We start from the raw sequence: 15,879 nt of genomic DNA, 5'->3' as shown, positions 1-15,879 counted from the left end.
ATCCGCTTGCCATATCTCTAATTTGAGATTATTTCTCTTATATGGGATTTCAAGGCGGAGTGTGAGCGATGGATAACGGTTTGGAGACTGCCGACCTGAGGTTGGCGCAGCGGCTGGCGGATTTGCGCCAGCAGCAGGGATGGTCGCTGGAAGAGTTGGCGCAGCGCACCGGCCTCAGCCGGGCGACGCTCTCGCGGGTGGAGCGCGCCGAAACCAGCCCGACGGCGTCGCTGCTGAACCGGCTGTGCGCCGCCTACGGGTTGACCATGTCGCGCCTGTTGAGCGAAATCGAAGACGAACCGCCGGAGCTGTTGCGGCCGCCGCAACAGCCGGTATGGGTCGATCGCGCCAGCGGTTTCCACCGTCGCTCCGTTTCTCCTCCCGCCGCGCTGTATAAGGCCGAGTTTATCGAAGCCCGGCTCGATGCCGGCGCGCAGATTGATTACGACCTGCCGTCGATACCGGCGCTGGAGCATCACCTCTGGTTGCTGTCCGGGCAGCTGGAATTGACGCTGGAAGGGCGCGTTTTCCGGCTGTCGCCCGGCGACTGCCTGCGCTACCGCCTGTTCGGCGCGTCCCGTTTCCATGTCCCCGGCGATGAGCCGGCCCATTACACGCTCGTTATCTGCAGGCCATAGCCATGATTGAATTGCAACAGTGGGGCGCCGACGCGGCGCAAAGCGCCATGGCCGACTTGGCCGAGATGCTGCACGCCAGCGTGGCGCACGGCGCCAGCATTGGTTTTGTCATGCCGTTTACAGTGGAGCAGGCGCGGGCGTTTTGGCAGGGGTTGCTGCCGGCCCTGGCGCGGGGAGAGCGTGCGATGCTGGTGGCGCTGGCGAACGGTCGGCCGGTCGGCACCGTGCAGCTGTTGCTGGCGATGCCGGACAACGGCCGCCACCGGGCGGAAGTGGCCAAGCTGATGGTGCACCCGCAGGCGCGGCGGCAGGGCGTCGCCCGGCAGTTGATGCAGGAAGTGCAGGCGCTGGCGGCGCGTCATCGCCGCAGCCTGTTGGTGCTGGACACCCTGAGCGGCAGCGCGGCGCAGGGGCTGTACCGCCAATTGGGGTTCGAGGCGGCGGGCGACATTCCGCATTACGCCCGCGCCAGCGACGGCGGGGCGTTGGAAGCCACCTGCTATATGTACAAACTGCTGTGACTCTTCGGATACTATTAAGTGAAGTTGATAGCTCAGACGCGCTGACACTGATGGCGGAATTGTCGGTGCAACTGGCTGAGATCACCGGTGATAGCGGTACATCCTCGTTTGATCCTGCTGCTATACAAGCGGATGGAGGTTGTTTTATGTTGGTACGCAATGCTGCCGATGAAGCCGTAGCTTGTGGGGCGCTGCGTCGATTAACTTCTGGCGTTGCGGAGTTAAAACGGATGTATGTACGTGAGCCTGGTAATGGTATTGGTCGTAAATTATTACATGCTCTGGAACAACAGGCTCGATGGTTGGGGTATCGCCAACTGTGGCTGGAAACTCGAAGAGTGAACCTGCGTGCCATCAAGTTTTATCTGGCTCAGGGGTATCGGATACGCGAAAATTATGGCCGTTATCGAGGTAACCCGCAGGCGGTCTGTTTCGAAAAAGTTCTGGAATGATGTTGTAAGTCCCCATAGCCATTTGACCTTGAAGATCCGTGCCTTGCTGCTTAGGTTACGGCCAGATTAAATCAAAGAGCGGATGCCGCTACGGTTTTCGGACGGTTAAAATCGAGAGGGTTAAGGGATGAACTACTCTGATATTGCTGAAAGGATAGTGAAAGTGCTTGCTTCACCGGGAAGCGGTGTGGGATTGGCTTCACAGGGCAGTGCCGATACCGATTTCTCACATTTCTTATACCCGCAATCAAAAATTTGAGCATACGCATTTCTTTATGTTCATGCCGCCGAGCCAATATCCCCATTGGTTCGGCGGCATGCTCCGTTAATCCCTTTTTGAAAAAATATTAGGTTATATGGTTTTTTTCTCCCTATTCCTGAATCAGCGCCCGCGCCAGGCTTTGATCGCCTGTTGGCGCACCTGCAGCTTCTGCTGCGGCGTCAGCTTGTTGTAGTCGCGGGCCAGCCCGCTTTCCCAATCGCCATACAGCGGGTTGGGCAGCACGATGAATTCGGTGCCGAACTTGTTCTGGTTCTCGCTGACGAACGCCCGGCGCTGCGCGTTGTCCTGGTGGTAAGTCGCGGCGCCGAAGTCGTTCAGGTTGTCGCCCGCGTACACCACGATGTCATAGCCGGCTTGTTTGATGGCGTCGAAGCGCGCCTGCTTATTGGAGGTGTCGGTGCTGAGCAGCACGGTCTTTTCCGACATGCCGGTGAAACCGAGCTTCTGCATGTTGGCCACCGTGGCGGCGTATTCGCTCTGCTTGCGGTTCGATACGTAGAACATCGTCCCCTGATGGGCGTTGACGTAGCGGGCGAACGACACTGCGCCCGGCACCGCGCCGGCCTGTTCGGCCTGCGTCCATTTGGCCCAGGTGGCGCCGTCGTACGGCTGGCCCTGCTGCGCCTGCCAGCCGGAGTAGGCGCTGTTGTCCAGCATGGTTTCATCCAGATCGACCACCACCGCCTTTTTACGGCCCGGTGCGGCCTTGGCCTGATCGAAGGCGCGCTGCGCGCTGTTGAACGCCTGATGCGCCAGCGCGCGGTATTCGCCGGACTGTTGGAACCAGTTCACCGCCAGCACCGACTGATCCGCCAGCCGTTGCTGGGCCTGCGCGTCGGTGTGCGGCGGCTGCGCGCAACCGGCCAACGTCAGCAGCGCGACGCCAACCGCCGCGCCGAGGGTGAGTTTCCTTGCCTGTTTTCCTGCCATCGTTATCTCTCTTGGTTTTAGTCTTGTGGGCTGTCCAGCAACATATCCATCTCGAACTGGCGCAGGGGATCCTGCCGCCAGCCAAGATGCGTAAAGAAGGGGGCGGCCACCTCGGGCACAACGACGTTGGCAGTCAGCGGCAAAGGGGCGAACCTTGTTTGCAGGGCGGCCAGCAAGGCGCGCGCATGCCCCTGGCCGCGGTGCTGCGGCGGCACGTAGATCAGGCGCAGCCAGCAGTGCTCGGCGCCGGGCATCACCACGGCGTAGGCCTGACGATTGAGCGTATAGGCTTGCGGTTTGCCCGGCAGCTTGAACAGCGATTCGGGGGCGATCAGCCAGGGCAGATCGGTGGCGCCTTCCGCCGTCAGGCGATGGCTGACGGTCAGCGGATCGACCGCCTGCAGTTCCGCCGTGCCTGGCGGCGCTTCCGCCGGCGCCTGATGGCCGGTCAGGGTGCGCACGATGCGCAGCCCGGCGCGGTGGTACAGCGCCAGCGCGGCGTCGTTGCCTTCGATCACTTCCAGCGACAGCCGCCGGTCGCCGCGTTGGCGGGCGTCTGCCACCAGCCGCTGCATCAGCGTCTTGCCCAGGCCCTGGCCGCGCATCTCCGGGCGCACGGAAAAGGCTGCGACCCGGCTGTGCCGGCCGCGGCGGGCGATCAGCGCCACCGCCACCGGTTCATGGCGGTGGGTGACGATCAGGCTGTCGTTCAGGCTGAGATCTTCGGCGCCGAAACGGGCGGCGAAGGTCGGCCCGTCGACAACGAAGCGCACGATGTAGTTTTCAAAGCAGTGGCTGAGGATGTTCGCCAGTTCGTCGCTGCTGTAGCGCAGGGCGTTGTGGAAGTCGAAGCGTCCGTCGTTATGCATGGCTGATTTCGCTCGGGGAGAAAGCTATACATGTAGACCCGTTTTTTTTGCAAGGCAAGCGGGGGGATTGGGCAGGGGGAAAATAAAAACAAAAAAGCCGGACGCAGCCGCCCGGCGAAATAAAACTCTGGGTATCAAGTGACGCTAAAGTTTGCAGTGGTGGTTATTCATTCATCACATCAGAACTGGTAGGTCAGGGCGACAACAACCACGTCGTCGTTTTTCAGACCCAGCTTGTTGTCGTCATCGAGCTGGTTGATTTTATATTCGACATAAGTGGACATGTTTTTGTTGAAGTAATAGGTTGCCGCTACGTCGAAATATTTCACCAGATCGACGTCGCCGATGCCTTCAATATCTTTGCCTTTCTGCTGAACGTAACCCAGCGATGGGCGCAGACCGAAGTCGAACTGATATTGTGCGACCAATTCAATCCCTTCCGCTTTATTGGCGAAGCCGCTAACGGAAGTGGCGTTGTTATTGATGGTGGCGGTGCCGGAAATAGGCGCGATATTGCGGCTCTGCGAATAAGTCGCGGCCAGGTAGACGTTGTTGTTGTCGTATTTCAGACCACCGGCCCAGATATCGGCCTTGTCGCCTTTACCGAAGGTGCCCGCTTTTTGCGTGGTGGTGCGGTTGGAAGAGGCATAGGCGGCGCCCACGCTCAGGCCATCGATGATTTCGTAGCTGGAGGAGAGGCCCCAGCCGTCGCCGTTCGCCTTGCTGGCGGAGCGGCCGTCGTTTTCGTTCTTGCCCTGGTACTGCACGGCAAATTTCAGGCCGTCGACCAGTCCGAAGAAGTTGTTATTACGGTAGGTGGCGACGCCGTTGGTACGGCCGTTCATAAAGTTGTCGGTCTTGATGTAAGCATCGTCGCCGAATTCAGGGATCATATCCGTCCAGGCGCCGACGTCGTAAATGATGCCGTAGTTGCGGCCGTAGTCGAAGGAACCGAGGTCCTTATATTTCAGACCGGCGAAGCCCAGACGCGTTTTGGTGTCTTTAGTGCCGTCGGATTCCGTGTGGTTGGCGGCGATCTGATATTCCCACTGGCCGTAGCCGGTCAGCATATCGTTAATCTGAGTCGCGCCTTTAAAGCCGATACGCACGTAGGTTTTATCACCGTCGTTGCCGGCATCATCGGAGAAATAATGCAGGGCCTTTACACGACCGTAAAAATCGAGTTTGTTGCCGTCTTTATTGTAGATTTCTGCTGCCTGTGCCGCTTGCGCAAGTAAAAGTGCCGGAATAATAACGGCCAGAAGATTACGTTTCATGGGTTACCCTGCTTTATTCGATTGAAAGACGCTTATCATCAGTTGCATTGCTGTTTTACTGTGCCGCCTGATTGTTGGCGGCGGAGAATTTTTACCGTAGTAATGTGATCTATTTATGACAAAAAATTCATTTTCATGTCGAACGATTAAAAAAGTCGCGTAAAGAGTGAATTTTTTCTTCGGCCGACGGTCGGCGGCTGGTCTACAGTTATCGATACCTTGTTCCGCTGCGGGAGGAATCATGCACGATACTTATACTTTGTTCGGCACGCAGGGCTGCGGCTCGACGATCGTGGCCGCCGCGTTGGTGTTGACCGCTTTCCCCTGGGGCTATGAGGAGGTGGACTACACGCAGGACGGCCCGGAGCGCGATCGCCTGCTGGCGCTGAACCCGTTGGGCCAGGTGCCCACCTTAGTGTTGCCCAATGACGAAGTGATGACGGAGAGTGCGGCGATCATTCTGTTGCTGCACGATCGCGCGCCGCACGCCGAACTGGCGCCGCCCGGCGGCTCGCCGCTGTTGCCGCGTTTTCTGCGCTGGCTGCTGTTCATCAACGCGGAGATTTACCCCACCTGCACCTATGCCGACCATCCGCAGCGCTGGCAGCCGCAGGCGGCGGGGGCGGAACAGCTGAAAAACGCGGTAATGGCTTATCGCGAGCGCTTATTGCGGCAGCTGAACGCCGCCGCCGGCGCTGCGGGCCCGTGGTTTCTCGGCAAGAGCTTCAGCGCGTTGGATCTGTACGTGGCGGTGATGTGCAACTGGCGGCCGGGCCGCGCGTGGTTCCGGCAACACTGCCCGCGGCTGTACGCCATCGCAGAGCGGGTGGAACAGCGGCCGGAGCTGAATGCGTTGCTGAGCGCCCATTTCGACGGTGTTGCCCCGCTGGAATCGTGATGCCTCCCCGCCGCCCGGCGGGGAACCCTCCCGTTTTTCTGAACCGAGACTGCTGAAAATCCCGATTTTCACTCGCTGCGGCGGCGGGTAGCGTAAGGCTATCCGCAACTGACAGGAGAGTGTGATGCCATCAGAATCCCAGGCCGGGCAGCAGGCGTTCGGCGATATTGCCCCCAAGCTGGCGCAGCTCAGCGACAGCGTCTTGTTTGACGATATTTGGCAGCGGCCGGCGCTGAGCCCGCGCGAGCGTAGCCTGATTACCGTCGCCGCGCTGGTGGCGCTCAACCGCGTGGAACAGCTGCCGTTTCACCTGCAGCTGGCGCAGCGCAACGGCGTGACGCGCCAGCAGCTGGCCGAGCTCATCACCCATCTGGCGTTCTACGCCGGCTGGCCCGCGGCGGCGTCGGCCGTGGCGCGCCTGCGTGAACTGGAACAGGAGGACAACCATGCCGTTTAGCCGCATCGCCCTGCATCAGGGCAAGTCCGCCGACTATCTGCAAACCTTGTCCGACAGCCTGCATCAGGCGCTGGTGGAGGCCTTCGAGGTGCCGCCGACGGATAAATTTCAGGTGATCGATCAATACCGACCCGGTGAGCTTATCTACGATCGCGACTATCTCGGCGGGCCGCGCAGCGCGGATTTCGTGCTGTTTTACATCACCGCCGGGCGGCCGCGCGACACCGACACCAAGCGGCGCTTCTACGGGCGGCTGGCGGCGCTGCTGGCGGAAAACCTGCGGCTGCGCCCCGAGGATGTGATGGTGGTGATCACCACCACCCAGTTGGACGAGTGGTCGTTCAGCGCCGGGCGCGCCTCGATGATCGATCCGCAGGCGTAACTCGGGCTGACGCCGCGGGCGGTCTGTGGGACAATGGCGCCATCATTTCGTTTAGATAAGAGTTGAATGGCGCTCTCCTCCGCAGTTAAAGATCAGATTGGCCAGTGGTACAAAGCCCTGCAGCAGCAAATACCGGATTTCATTTCCCGTGCGCCCCAGCGCCAGATGATCGCCGAGGTGGCGAAGACGCTGGCCGGCGACTACCCGCGCCATCTGGCGATCGAGGCGCCGACCGGCGTCGGCAAAACGCTGTCATACCTGATCCCGGGCATCGCCGTCGGGCGGGCGGAGAGCAAACCGCTGGTGGTCAGCACCGCCAACGTGGCGCTGCAGGACCAGATCTACAGCAAGGATTTGCCGCTGCTGAAAAAGATTATCCCCGATCTGAAATTTACCGGCGCCTTTGGCCGCGGGCGTTACGTGTGCCCGCGCAATCTGGCGGCGATGAGCACCGACGTCAGCCAACAGGGCGATCTGACGCTGTTCCTCGACGACGAGCTGGCGCCGTCCAGCGGCGAAGAGCAGGCGCTGTGCCAGAAGCTGACCAAGGCGCTGGCCCGCTTCGAGTGGGACGGGCTGCGCGATCACTATCAACAGAGCATCGACGATCCTTTGTGGGCCAAGCTGAGCACCGACAAGGCCAACTGCCTGGGGCGCAACTGCCACTATATTCGCGAATGCCCGTTCTATATCGCCCGCAAAGAGATCGAGAGCGCCGACGTGGTGGTGGCCAATCACGCGCTGGTGATGGCGGCGCTGGAGACGGAATCGGTGTTGCCGAACCCGAAAGAGCTGCTGCTGGTGCTGGACGAAGGCCACCATTTGCCGGAGGTGGCGCGCGACGCGCTGGAGATCGACGGGGAAATCACCGCGCTGTCGACCAACCTGCAGCTGGACATGATCGTGCGCCAGGTCGAGCAGTGCATGACGCAGTACCGGCCGAAGAATCCGCCGGGGCTGGCCAACAGCGAGCGGCTGAAAAACCATTGCGAGGAGCTGCGCGAGCTGGTGCAGATCTTCGAGCATCAGGTCAGCGCCTATCTGCCCGGCGACAGCGTGGCGGCCGAGCACCGTTTTGAAATGGGCGAGCTGCCGGCGGAGATGGTGGAGAGCTGCGCGCGGTTGTTCAAACTGACCGACGCGCTGCGCGGGCTGGCGGAGTTCGTGCTTAACGATCTCACCGAGCAGACCGGCAAGCATGACATCGTGCGCCTGCACCGGTCGATCATTCAGATGAGCCGCACGCTGGGTTATCTGGAGGCGATGAGCAAGCTGTGGCGGCTGGCGGCGCTCGACAAATCCTCCAACGCGCCGATCTCCAAATGGGTCACGCGCGAGCTGCGCGATAACGTTACCCATCTCTACCTGCACTGCGTCGGCATCCGCGTCAGCGACCAGTTGGAGAAGCTGCTGTGGCGCAAGGTACCGCACGTGGTGGTCACCTCGGCCACGCTGCGTTCGCTGAACAGCTTCGCGCGTTTGCAGGAGATGAGCGGGTTGAGCGAGAAGGCCGGCGATCGTTTCGAAACGCTCTCTTCGCCGTTCAATCACGTCGAACAGGGCAAGATTGTCATTCCGCAGATGCGCTACGAACCGGCGCTCGCCAACGAGGCGGAACACCTCGAGGAGATGGCGCGATGTTTCCGCGCCGAGCAGGCGAGCGGCAAACACAAAGGCATGCTGATCCTGTTCAGCAGCCACCGGGCGATGCAGACTTTCCTCAGCTACGTGACCGATCTGCGGCTGATGCTGCTGGTGCAGGGCGACCAGCCGCGCTACCGGCTGGTGGAAGAGCACCGCAAGCGGGTGGAGAAGGGCGTCGCCAGCGTGCTGGTGGGGCTGCAATCGTTCGCCGAAGGGCTGGATCTGAAAGGCGAGCTGCTGACCCAGGTACACATTCACAAAATTGCGTTCCCGCCGATCGACAGCCCGGTGATCATTACCGAAGGCGAGTGGCTGAAATCGCTGAAGCGCTATCCGTTCGAAGTGCAGAGCCTGCCGAGCGCCTCGTTCAACCTGATCCAGCAGGTCGGCCGCCTGATCCGCAGCAACCAATGCTACGGCGAGATCGTGATCTACGATCGCCGGCTGTTGACCAAAAACTACGGTTCGCGGCTGTTGGCGTCGCTGCCGGTGTTCCCGATCGAACAGCGCGCGGTGCCGGAGGTCGACAAGGCGCATCTGGCGGCGCTGAAATCCGCCGCCGACGCGGCCAAAAAAGAGAAGAAGCGCGGCAACCCGTTCGCCCGCAAGCGGCGGCGTTAATCAGAGCAGCGGCGGCAGGCGGCGTTTAACCGGCGTGGTTTTCACGATCGAGGTGTTGCTCTGCGCATGCTCGGCCAGCCGATCGAGGGTGTGGTCGAGCTGCGCCATCGAGTGCGCCACCAGCCGCACGATAAAGCAGTCTTCGCCGGTCACCTTATCGCATTCGACCACTTCCGGTATCGCCTGAATCAGCTGCTCGACCTTCTTCAGCATGCCCGGCAGCGGCTTGATGCGCACCAGCGACTCGAAGGCGTAGCCCACCGCCTGCAGATTGACGTTCAGGGTATAGCCCTGGATCACGCCGCTTTCCTCCAGCCGCCGCAGCCTTTCCGACGTGCTCGGCGACGACAGCCCCACCTGCGCGCTCAGCGTCTTCAACGACGCGCGCGCGTCCTGCGCCAAAAGAGTCAGGATCTGGCGATCGATATCATCCATAACGCCTCCGTTAGGTATTTTCTTTATTATAACTACGAGAAAAAGGCAGTTAAGCATATCTGCCTTTTTTATGCTATGGAAAGCCGCCCGGCGAAGCCGCAAGCTATGCCTCTGGGCAAGTTTGGAGGAACGCAGAATGAATGCAGAGATAAAACGCGGCTCGCTGGAGATGACGGCGGCGATGCTGATTTCCGGCTCCATCGGCTGGTTTGTGCTGATGTCCGGCCAGCCGGTGGTCAACGTGGTGTTTTGGCGCTGCGCGGTGGGGGCGCTGGTGCTGCTGGCGGTGTGCGGCGCGCTGGGGCAGCTGCGGCGCGATGTGCTGACGCGCGCCACGCTGCTGCTGGCGATCGCCGGTGGGGTGGCGCTGGTGATCAACTGGCTGCTGCTGTTTGCCGCCTATTCCTATGCCTCTATCTCCATCGCCACGGCGGTGTACAACACCCAGCCGTTTATGCTGGTGGGGCTGGGGGCGCTGTTTCTGGGGGAACGGCTGACCGCCCGCAAGCTGCTGTGGCTGGGGCTGGCGTTCGGCGGCATGATGCTGGTGGTGCTGGCGCAGCCGCGGCAGGCGGGGGAACAGAGTCATTATTTGGCGGGCATTGCGCTGGCGCTCGGCGCGGCGTTTTTCTATGCCCTGATGGCGCTGGCGGCCAAGCGGCTGAAGGGCACGCCGCCGCATCTTATTGCGCTGATCCAGGTGGCGGTAGGGGCGGTGATGCTGTTGCCGCTGGTGGATTTCCACGTTTCGGCCAGCGCTGGGCAGTGGGGCATGCTGGCGACGCTCGGCGTGCTGCACACCGGCCTGATGTACGTGCTGATGTACGGCGCGCTGCAGAAGCTGCCGACCAACCTGATCGGCTCGCTGTCGTTCATCTACCCGATCGCCGCCATGCTGGTGGATCGCCTGGCGTTTGGCCACCGGCTGTCGGCTTGGCAGCTGTTGGGCGCGGCGATCATCCTGCTGGCGGCGGCGGGCATGAACCTGCTGGGCGAGCGGCGAGTGCGACTGCTGCCGGCCTCGGACGGCCGGCGCGCCGGCTGATGCTCAGTTCGTTTTTTTCAGCCGGCGCCATAAGGTGGTGCGGCTGATCCCGAGCAACCGGGCGGCGGCGGCGTGGTCGCCTCCGCATCGCGCCAGCGCTTCGTGGGCGGAGACGGGCGCTGGCGGCGTCTCGGGCGGCGTGGCCGCCGCCAGCTCCGGCAGCAGCCAGCGCAGCGTCTCGCCGCTCGGCGCGGTGCCGGTGCTCAGCATCAGCGCCACCCGCTCCATCATGTTGCGCAGTTCGCGCAGGTTGCCGGGCCAGGCGTAATGATTCAGCGCGGCGTAACAGCCGGCCAGGGCGGCGCGCAGCGGCTCCGTCAGCGGCACGTCGAGCGCCGCCAGCGACCGCTTCAGAAAGTGTTCCGCCAGCATCGCGATATCGTCGCCGCGCGCCCGCAATGGCGGCAGCTGCAGCCGCAGGGCGCTCAGGCGGTAGAACAGATCGGCGCGAAAACCGCCCCGTTGAATCGCCTGCTCCAGGTGGTTGTGGGTGGCGCTGATGACGCGAAAGTCGACCGCCACCGGCTGCTGCCCGCCGACCCGGGTGACGGCCTTCTCTTCCAGCGCGCGCAGCAGCCGGGTTTGCAGGTGCAGCGGCATTTCGCCGATCTCATCCAGAAACAGAGTGCCGCCGTTGGCGGTTTCCAACAGCCCGCGCCGGCCGCCGCGCCGTGAGCCGGTAAAGGCGCCTTCCTCATAGCCGAACAGCTCCGCCTCCAGCAGCGATTCGGCGATGGCGCCGCAGTTGATGGCGACGAACGGCGGCGTCGCGCCCCTGGCCGGCGCGCCGCGCCGGGAAAAGTATTCCCGGTGGATCGCCTGCGCCGCCAGCTCCTTGCCGGTGCCGGTTTCTCCCTCAATTAATACCGCCGCCGGCGAGCGGGCGTACAGCATGATGGTGCGCCGCGTCTGCTCCATCTGCGGGGAATTGCCCTGCAAATCGCCCAGCCCGTAGCGCGGCTGCAGGGTATTGCGCGCGGCGTAATCGCCGCCGCGTTTGCCACCGCCCAGCATCAGGCGCGTCACGTCCAGCGCATCGCTGAAGGCGGCGCGTAGGGTGGCGGCGGAATAGAGAAAAATGGCGGTGAGCCCGGCCTCTTCCGCCAACTCGCTGATGAGGCCCGCTCCAACCACGGCCTGAATGCCGGCGGCTTTCAGCTCGGCGATCTGGCCGCGCGCGTCCTCTTCGGTGACGTAGCTGCACTGCTCCAGCGGCAGATCGAAGGTCTGCTGGAACTCCAGCAGCGCGGGCAGAGGGGTTTTATAGGTGATGACGCCGATCCGATCGGCGGTTCTGCGCGCCTTGCTCAGCGCCTGCAGCAGATCGAAGCCGCCGGGCTTGACCAAAATGACCGGCACCGACAGGCGGCTTTTCAGGTAGGCGCCGTTGGAGCCGGCGGCGATGATGGCGTCGCAAGGCTCGGTAGCCAGGCGGGCGCGGATGTGCTGCACCGCCTCCTCAAAGCCGAGGCGGATCGGGATGATGGTTGCCAGATGGTCGAACTCGAGGCTGATGTCCCGGAACAGATCGAACAGGCGGGTGATGGAGACGGTCCAGATCACCGGTTTGTCCGGCGTGACGTGATCGCTCATGGTGGGTTACCGAATGGAAGTGGCTGCATTAGGTGTAGCCCGGTTTCAGTTATGTTTCAAATTTACTGCGTGAAACAGCGATTGAAACGTTAGCTGAAACGTTTTTTACCCCTTTGCCAGGCTAATGGCGCTGAATATGTTGTAACTCACTTATTTTTATCGTGTTTAATTTTTTCCTCACCGAAGCACAACCTGGCCCGCCCCTTGCTCTGTCTGTTTCATCTGGCCAATCGGAGAAAACGTCATGACGCTGCGCTCACCTGGGCTCGCCTTTCGTCAGGCCCTGAGTAAAGAAAAACCCCTGCAAATCGCCGGCGCGATCAACGCCAACCATGCGCTGCTGGCCCAGCGGGCCGGATTCCAGGCCATCTACCTTTCCGGCGGCGGCGTGGCGGCCGGTTCGCTGGGGCTGCCGGATCTGGGCATTTCGACCTTGGACGATGTGCTGACCGACATTCGCCGCATCACCGACGTTTGCCCGCTGCCGCTGCTGGTGGATGTGGACAGCGGTTTCGGCGCTTCGGCGTTCAACGTCGCCCGCACGGTGCGATCGGTGAGCAAGGCCGGGGCGGCGGCGCTGCATATCGAAGATCAGGTCGGCGCCAAGCGCTGCGGCCATCGGCCCAATAAGGCCATCGTTTCCACCGGAGAGATGGTGGATCGCATCAAGGCGGCGGTGGATGCGCGCAGCGATCCAGACTTCGTGATCATGGCGCGCACCGATGCGCTGGCGGTGGAGGGGCTGGAGGCGGCCATCGAACGCGCTCAGGCTTACGTGGCGGCCGGGGCCGACATGCTGTTTCCGGAAGCGATCACCGAGCTGGGCATGTACCGCCGCTTTGCTGAGGCGACGCAGGTGCCGATCCTGGCCAATATCACCGAGTTCGGCGCAACGCCGCTGTTTACCACCGACGAGCTGCGCAGCGCCCAGGTGGATATGGCGCTGTATCCGCTGTCGGCCTTCCGGGCAATGAACCGGGCGGCGGAGCGGGTGTACCGCGCTTTGCGCGAGGAGGGCACGCAGAAAAGCGTCATCGACACCATGCAGACCCGCAACGAGCTGTATGAAAGCATCAACTATTATTTGTTCGAAGAGAAACTCGACGCCCTGTTCGCTCGCCAGCGCGACGAATAGGCGCCATTCACGCACAAGCCAAACGAGGACGGTATGAGCCAAGCGATCCCCCCGCAAAGCCCGACTGGCGTTAAGCCGAAAAAATCCGTGGCGTTATCCGGCGTGCCCGCCGGGAATACCGCGCTGTGCTCCGTAGGGCGCAGCGGCAACGATCTGCACTATCGCGGTTACGACATTCTCGATCTCGCGCGCCACTGCGAGTTTGAAGAGGTCGCCCACCTGCTGATCCACGGCAAGTTGCCCAACCGCGATGAGCTACAGGCCTACAAACACCGTCTCAAAGCCCTGCGCGGCCTGCCCGCCAGCGTGCGCACGGTGCTCGAGGCGTTGCCTGCGGCGTCTCATCCGATGGACGTGATGCGTACCGGCGTCTCGGCCCTTGGCTGCACGCTGCCGGAAAAAGAGCAGCACGGCGCGGCCGGCGCGCGCGACATCGCCGACCGGCTGCTGGCGTCGCTGGGCTCGATGCTGCTGTATTGGTATCACTACAGCCACAACGGCGAGCGCATTCAGCCGGAGACCGACGACGATTCCATCGGCGGCCACTTCCTGCACCTGCTGCACGGCGAAGCGCCTTCCGCCAGTTGGGAGCAGGCGATGCACGCGTCATTGATCCTGTACGCCGAGCATGAGTTCAACGCCTCGACCTTCGCCGGCCGGGTGATCGCCGGCACCGGATCCGACGTCTATTCGGCGATCGTCGGCGCCATTGGCGCGCTGCGCGGGCCGAAACACGGCGGCGCCAACGAGGTGTCGCTGGAGATCCAGCAACGCTATGAAACGCCGGACGAAGCGGAAGCCGACATTCGCCGCCGCATCGACAACAAAGAGGTGGTGATTGGCTTCGGGCACCCGGTGTACACCGTCTCCGATCCGCGCCACCAGGTGATCAAAGAGATTGCGCTGCGCCTGTCGCGGGAGGCGGGGGCGATGAAGCTGTATGACATCGCCGATCGGCTGGAAAGCGTGATGCGCGACACCAAAAAGATGTTCCCCAACCTCGACTGGTTCTCGGCGGTGTCTTATCACCAGCTGGGGGTGCCCACCGAAATGTTCACGCCGCTGTTCGTCATGGCGCGGGTGAGCGGCTGGTCGGCGCACATCATCGAGCAACGGCAGGACAACAAAATCATTCGCCCGTCCGCCAACTATACCGGGCCGGAAGCGCGGGCGTTCGTACCGCTGGATCAGCGCTGAGCGCCGATCGCTATCGTGTCGTTTTCACTATGGAGCCTTTGGGAATCATGATGCTTGAGTCTGCCAACACCCGCCGTCCGCCGTTCGATCGCGAAATGGTCGATATCGTCGATTATGTGATGAAAGAGGCCGTCGATACCCCGGCGGCGTACCGCACCGCCCACTATTGCCTGCTCGATACCCTCGGCTGCGGGCTGGAGGCGCTGAGCTATCCGGCCTGCAAGAAACTGATGGGGCCGGTGGTGCCGGGCGCCGAGGTGCTGAACGGCAGCCGGGTGCCGGGCACCCGCTTCCAGCTGGATCCGGTGCAGGCGGCGTTCAATATCGGCGCCATGATCCGCTGGCTCGACTTCAACGACACCTGGCTGGCGGCGGAGTGGGGGCACCCGTCGGACAACCTGGGCGGGATCCTGGCGGTGGCCGACTGGCTCTCGCGCCAGGCGGTGGCGGCGGGCAAAGCGCCGCTGACCATGCGGCAGGTGTTGATCGCCATGATCAAGGCGCATGAGATCCAGGGCTGTCTGGCGCTGGAAAACGCCTTTAACCGGGTGGGGTTGGATCACGTGCTGCTGGTGAAGGTGGCGTCCACCGCGGTGGTGGCGCAGCTGCTCGGCCTGAGCCGGGCGGAGATCCTGAACGCGGTGTCGCTGGCGTGGGTGGACGGGCAGTCGCTGCGTACCTATCGCCACGCGCCGAACGCCGGCACCCGCAAATCCTGGGCGGCGGGGGATGCGACCGCCCGCGCGGTGCGGCTGGCGCTGATGGCCGCCACCGGCGAGATGGGCTATCCCTCGGCGCTGACGGCGCCGACCTGGGGGTTCTACGACGTCTCTTTCAACGGCAAGCCTTTCCGCTTCCAGCGGCCGTACGGCGCGTACGTGATGGAGAACGTGCTGTTTAAAATTTCGTTCCCGGCGGAGTTCCATGCCCAGACCGCCGTGGAAGCGGCCATGACGCTGCACCGCCAGATGCAGGCCGCCGGTAAAACCGCCGCCGACATCGCCAGGGTGAGCATCCGCACCCACGAGGCCTGCCTGCGCATTATCGACAAGCAGGGGCCGCTGGATAACCCGGCGGATCGCGATCACTGCATTCAGTATATGGTGGCGATCCCGCTGCTGTTCGGCCGGCTGACGGCCGCGGACTACGAGGATCGGGTGGCCGAGGATCCGCGCATCGATGCGTTGCGCGGCAAGATCCGCTGCCATGAAGATCCCGCCTTCACCCGCGATTATCACGATCCGGAAAAACGATCGATCGCCAATGCGCTGACGGTGGAGTTTACCGACGGCAGCCGTCTGGATGAGGTGGCGGTGGAGTATCCTATCGGCCATGCGCGGCGGCGTGAAGAGGGCATCCCGCTGCTGGTCGAGAAGTTCAAAACCAACCTGGCGCGCCAGTTCCCGGCTCTGCAGCAGCAGCGCATTCTCGAGGTGTCGCTGGACCGGCAGCGGCTGGCGCAGATGCCGGTCAACGAGTATCTCGATCTGTGGGTGATCTGA

Annotated in this window: 17 protein-coding genes; 12 read left to right on the top strand and 5 right to left on the bottom strand. The window is 62.5% G+C overall.

From position 1 onward, the window contains the following. Positions 1-68: 68 nt before the first annotated feature. The 4 genes from ACJ8HB_RS04115 to ACJ8HB_RS04100 all read left to right on the top strand — a co-directional run bounded on the left by ACJ8HB_RS04115 (position 69) and on the right by ACJ8HB_RS04100 (position 1,870). On the top strand, positions 69-638 hold the full coding sequence (locus ACJ8HB_RS04115) for a helix-turn-helix domain-containing protein (RefSeq protein ID WP_033646915.1): 570 nt from the start codon (positions 69-71) through the stop codon (positions 636-638). Between the two features lie 2 nt (positions 639-640). Next, positions 641-1,159, top strand: coding sequence for a GNAT family N-acetyltransferase (locus ACJ8HB_RS04110; RefSeq protein WP_049212860.1), 519 nt, complete (start codon positions 641-643; stop codon positions 1,157-1,159). 65 nt (positions 1,160-1,224) lie between these two features. Further along, positions 1,225-1,611 carry a GNAT family N-acetyltransferase gene (locus tag ACJ8HB_RS04105; protein WP_236672597.1) on the top strand — a complete coding sequence of 129 codons (387 nt, stop codon included), beginning with the start codon at positions 1,225-1,227 and terminating at the stop codon, positions 1,609-1,611. A gap of 127 nt (positions 1,612-1,738) precedes the next feature. Continuing rightward, on the top strand, positions 1,739-1,870 hold the full coding sequence (locus ACJ8HB_RS04100; RefSeq protein WP_255170871.1) for a hypothetical protein: 132 nt from the start codon (positions 1,739-1,741) through the stop codon (positions 1,868-1,870). Positions 1,871-1,993: 123 nt separating this feature from the next. Here the strand turns inward: ACJ8HB_RS04100 and ACJ8HB_RS04095 are convergent, their stop codons facing one another. The 3 genes from ACJ8HB_RS04095 to ompC all read right to left on the bottom strand — a co-directional run bounded on the left by ACJ8HB_RS04095 (position 1,994) and on the right by ompC (position 4,970). Beyond that, positions 1,994-2,824: a 5'-nucleotidase, lipoprotein e(P4) family gene (locus ACJ8HB_RS04095; protein WP_047568644.1), complete on the bottom strand. Its 831-nt coding sequence runs from the start codon at positions 2,822-2,824 to the stop codon at positions 1,994-1,996. A 17-nt stretch (positions 2,825-2,841) separates the two neighbouring features. Then, positions 2,842-3,693, bottom strand: a complete 852-nt coding sequence (locus tag ACJ8HB_RS04090) for a GNAT family N-acetyltransferase (protein ID WP_047568642.1) — start codon at positions 3,691-3,693, stop codon at positions 2,842-2,844. Positions 3,694-3,872: 179 nt separating this feature from the next. Then, a complete protein-coding gene (gene ompC / locus ACJ8HB_RS04085; RefSeq protein ID WP_033646909.1) occupies positions 3,873-4,970 on the bottom strand; it encodes a porin OmpC in 1,098 nt (365 codons plus the stop codon). A 241-nt stretch (positions 4,971-5,211) separates the two neighbouring features. Here ompC and ACJ8HB_RS04080 point away from each other — a divergent pair, with 241 nt between their 5' ends. From ACJ8HB_RS04080 to dinG, 4 genes are all read left to right on the top strand, one after another. After that, a complete protein-coding gene (locus ACJ8HB_RS04080; protein ID WP_047568639.1) occupies positions 5,212-5,868 on the top strand; it encodes a glutathione S-transferase family protein in 657 nt (218 codons plus the stop codon). 124 nt (positions 5,869-5,992) lie between these two features. Further along, positions 5,993-6,325, top strand: coding sequence for a carboxymuconolactone decarboxylase family protein (locus ACJ8HB_RS04075; RefSeq protein WP_033653414.1), 333 nt, complete (start codon positions 5,993-5,995; stop codon positions 6,323-6,325). Continuing rightward, positions 6,315-6,707 carry a tautomerase family protein gene (locus ACJ8HB_RS04070; RefSeq protein WP_033646903.1) on the top strand — a complete coding sequence of 131 codons (393 nt, stop codon included), beginning with the start codon at positions 6,315-6,317 and terminating at the stop codon, positions 6,705-6,707. Before ACJ8HB_RS04075 ends, ACJ8HB_RS04070 begins: the two co-directional genes overlap by 11 nt. A 66-nt stretch (positions 6,708-6,773) precedes the next feature. After that, positions 6,774-8,972: an ATP-dependent DNA helicase DinG gene (gene dinG / locus ACJ8HB_RS04065; RefSeq protein ID WP_047568637.1), complete on the top strand. Its 2,199-nt coding sequence runs from the start codon at positions 6,774-6,776 to the stop codon at positions 8,970-8,972. Here dinG and ACJ8HB_RS04060 read toward each other — a convergent pair whose 3' ends face one another. Then, positions 8,973-9,407: an Lrp/AsnC family transcriptional regulator gene (locus ACJ8HB_RS04060; protein WP_033646897.1), complete on the bottom strand. Its 435-nt coding sequence runs from the start codon at positions 9,405-9,407 to the stop codon at positions 8,973-8,975. 136 nt (positions 9,408-9,543) lie between these two features. Between ACJ8HB_RS04060 and ACJ8HB_RS04055 the strand changes: the two genes are divergently transcribed. After that, entirely contained in the window at positions 9,544-10,452 is a 909-nt protein-coding gene (locus tag ACJ8HB_RS04055; RefSeq protein WP_047568635.1) for a DMT family transporter, read from the top strand. A gap of 3 nt (positions 10,453-10,455) precedes the next feature. Here ACJ8HB_RS04055 and prpR read toward each other — a convergent pair whose 3' ends face one another. Beyond that, a complete protein-coding gene (gene prpR, locus ACJ8HB_RS04050; protein WP_047568634.1) occupies positions 10,456-12,045 on the bottom strand; it encodes a propionate catabolism operon regulatory protein PrpR in 1,590 nt (529 codons plus the stop codon). 244 nt (positions 12,046-12,289) lie between these two features. Between prpR and prpB the strand changes: the two genes are divergently transcribed. From prpB to ACJ8HB_RS04035, 3 genes are read left to right on the top strand one after another with little or no spacing between them, the layout of a single operon-like run. Further along, on the top strand, positions 12,290-13,180 hold the full coding sequence (gene prpB / locus ACJ8HB_RS04045) for a methylisocitrate lyase (protein WP_033646893.1): 891 nt from the start codon (positions 12,290-12,292) through the stop codon (positions 13,178-13,180). Positions 13,181-13,213: 33 nt separating this feature from the next. Further along, on the top strand, positions 13,214-14,377 hold the full coding sequence (gene prpC / locus ACJ8HB_RS04040; protein ID WP_033646891.1) for a bifunctional 2-methylcitrate synthase/citrate synthase: 1,164 nt from the start codon (positions 13,214-13,216) through the stop codon (positions 14,375-14,377). Between the two features lie 50 nt (positions 14,378-14,427). Then, positions 14,428-15,879, top strand: coding sequence for a bifunctional 2-methylcitrate dehydratase/aconitate hydratase (locus tag ACJ8HB_RS04035; RefSeq protein ID WP_047571670.1), 1,452 nt, complete (start codon positions 14,428-14,430; stop codon positions 15,877-15,879).

Origin of the sequence: Serratia sp. CY27727 (assembly GCF_052169275.1) — a bacterium.
In the GTDB taxonomy this organism is placed as follows: Bacteria; Pseudomonadota; Gammaproteobacteria; order Enterobacterales; family Enterobacteriaceae; genus Serratia; species Serratia sarumanii.
The sequence above is the reverse complement of the archived record's forward strand: the minus strand, read 5'-3'. Positions and strand labels throughout refer to the sequence as shown.

Excerpts from the sequence above, each read along its gene's own strand:
- ACJ8HB_RS04090 (WP_047568642.1), bottom strand. The coding sequence starts at position 3,693 with ATGCATAACGACGGACGCTTCGACTTCCACAACGCCCTGCGCTACAGC.
- dinG (WP_047568637.1), top strand. The coding sequence starts at position 6,774 with ATGGCGCTCTCCTCCGCAGTTAAAGATCAGATTGGCCAGTGGTACAAA.
- ACJ8HB_RS04055 (WP_047568635.1), top strand. The coding sequence starts at position 9,544 with ATGAATGCAGAGATAAAACGCGGCTCGCTGGAGATGACGGCGGCGATG.
- ompC (WP_033646909.1), bottom strand. The coding sequence starts at position 4,970 with ATGAAACGTAATCTTCTGGCCGTTATTATTCCGGCACTTTTACTTGCG.
- ACJ8HB_RS04035 (WP_047571670.1), top strand. The coding sequence starts at position 14,428 with ATGCTTGAGTCTGCCAACACCCGCCGTCCGCCGTTCGATCGCGAAATG.
- prpB (WP_033646893.1), top strand. The coding sequence starts at position 12,290 with ATGACGCTGCGCTCACCTGGGCTCGCCTTTCGTCAGGCCCTGAGTAAA.
- ACJ8HB_RS04060 (WP_033646897.1), bottom strand. The coding sequence starts at position 9,407 with ATGGATGATATCGATCGCCAGATCCTGACTCTTTTGGCGCAGGACGCG.
- ACJ8HB_RS04115 (WP_033646915.1), top strand. The coding sequence starts at position 69 with ATGGATAACGGTTTGGAGACTGCCGACCTGAGGTTGGCGCAGCGGCTG.
- prpC (WP_033646891.1), top strand. The coding sequence starts at position 13,214 with ATGAGCCAAGCGATCCCCCCGCAAAGCCCGACTGGCGTTAAGCCGAAA.
- ACJ8HB_RS04080 (WP_047568639.1), top strand. The coding sequence starts at position 5,212 with ATGCACGATACTTATACTTTGTTCGGCACGCAGGGCTGCGGCTCGACG.
- ACJ8HB_RS04075 (WP_033653414.1), top strand. The coding sequence starts at position 5,993 with ATGCCATCAGAATCCCAGGCCGGGCAGCAGGCGTTCGGCGATATTGCC.
- ACJ8HB_RS04100 (WP_255170871.1), top strand. The coding sequence starts at position 1,739 with ATGAACTACTCTGATATTGCTGAAAGGATAGTGAAAGTGCTTGCTTCA.
- ACJ8HB_RS04110 (WP_049212860.1), top strand. The coding sequence starts at position 641 with ATGATTGAATTGCAACAGTGGGGCGCCGACGCGGCGCAAAGCGCCATG.
- ACJ8HB_RS04070 (WP_033646903.1), top strand. The coding sequence starts at position 6,315 with ATGCCGTTTAGCCGCATCGCCCTGCATCAGGGCAAGTCCGCCGACTAT.
- prpR (WP_047568634.1), bottom strand. The coding sequence starts at position 12,045 with ATGAGCGATCACGTCACGCCGGACAAACCGGTGATCTGGACCGTCTCC.
- ACJ8HB_RS04095 (WP_047568644.1), bottom strand. The coding sequence starts at position 2,824 with ATGGCAGGAAAACAGGCAAGGAAACTCACCCTCGGCGCGGCGGTTGGC.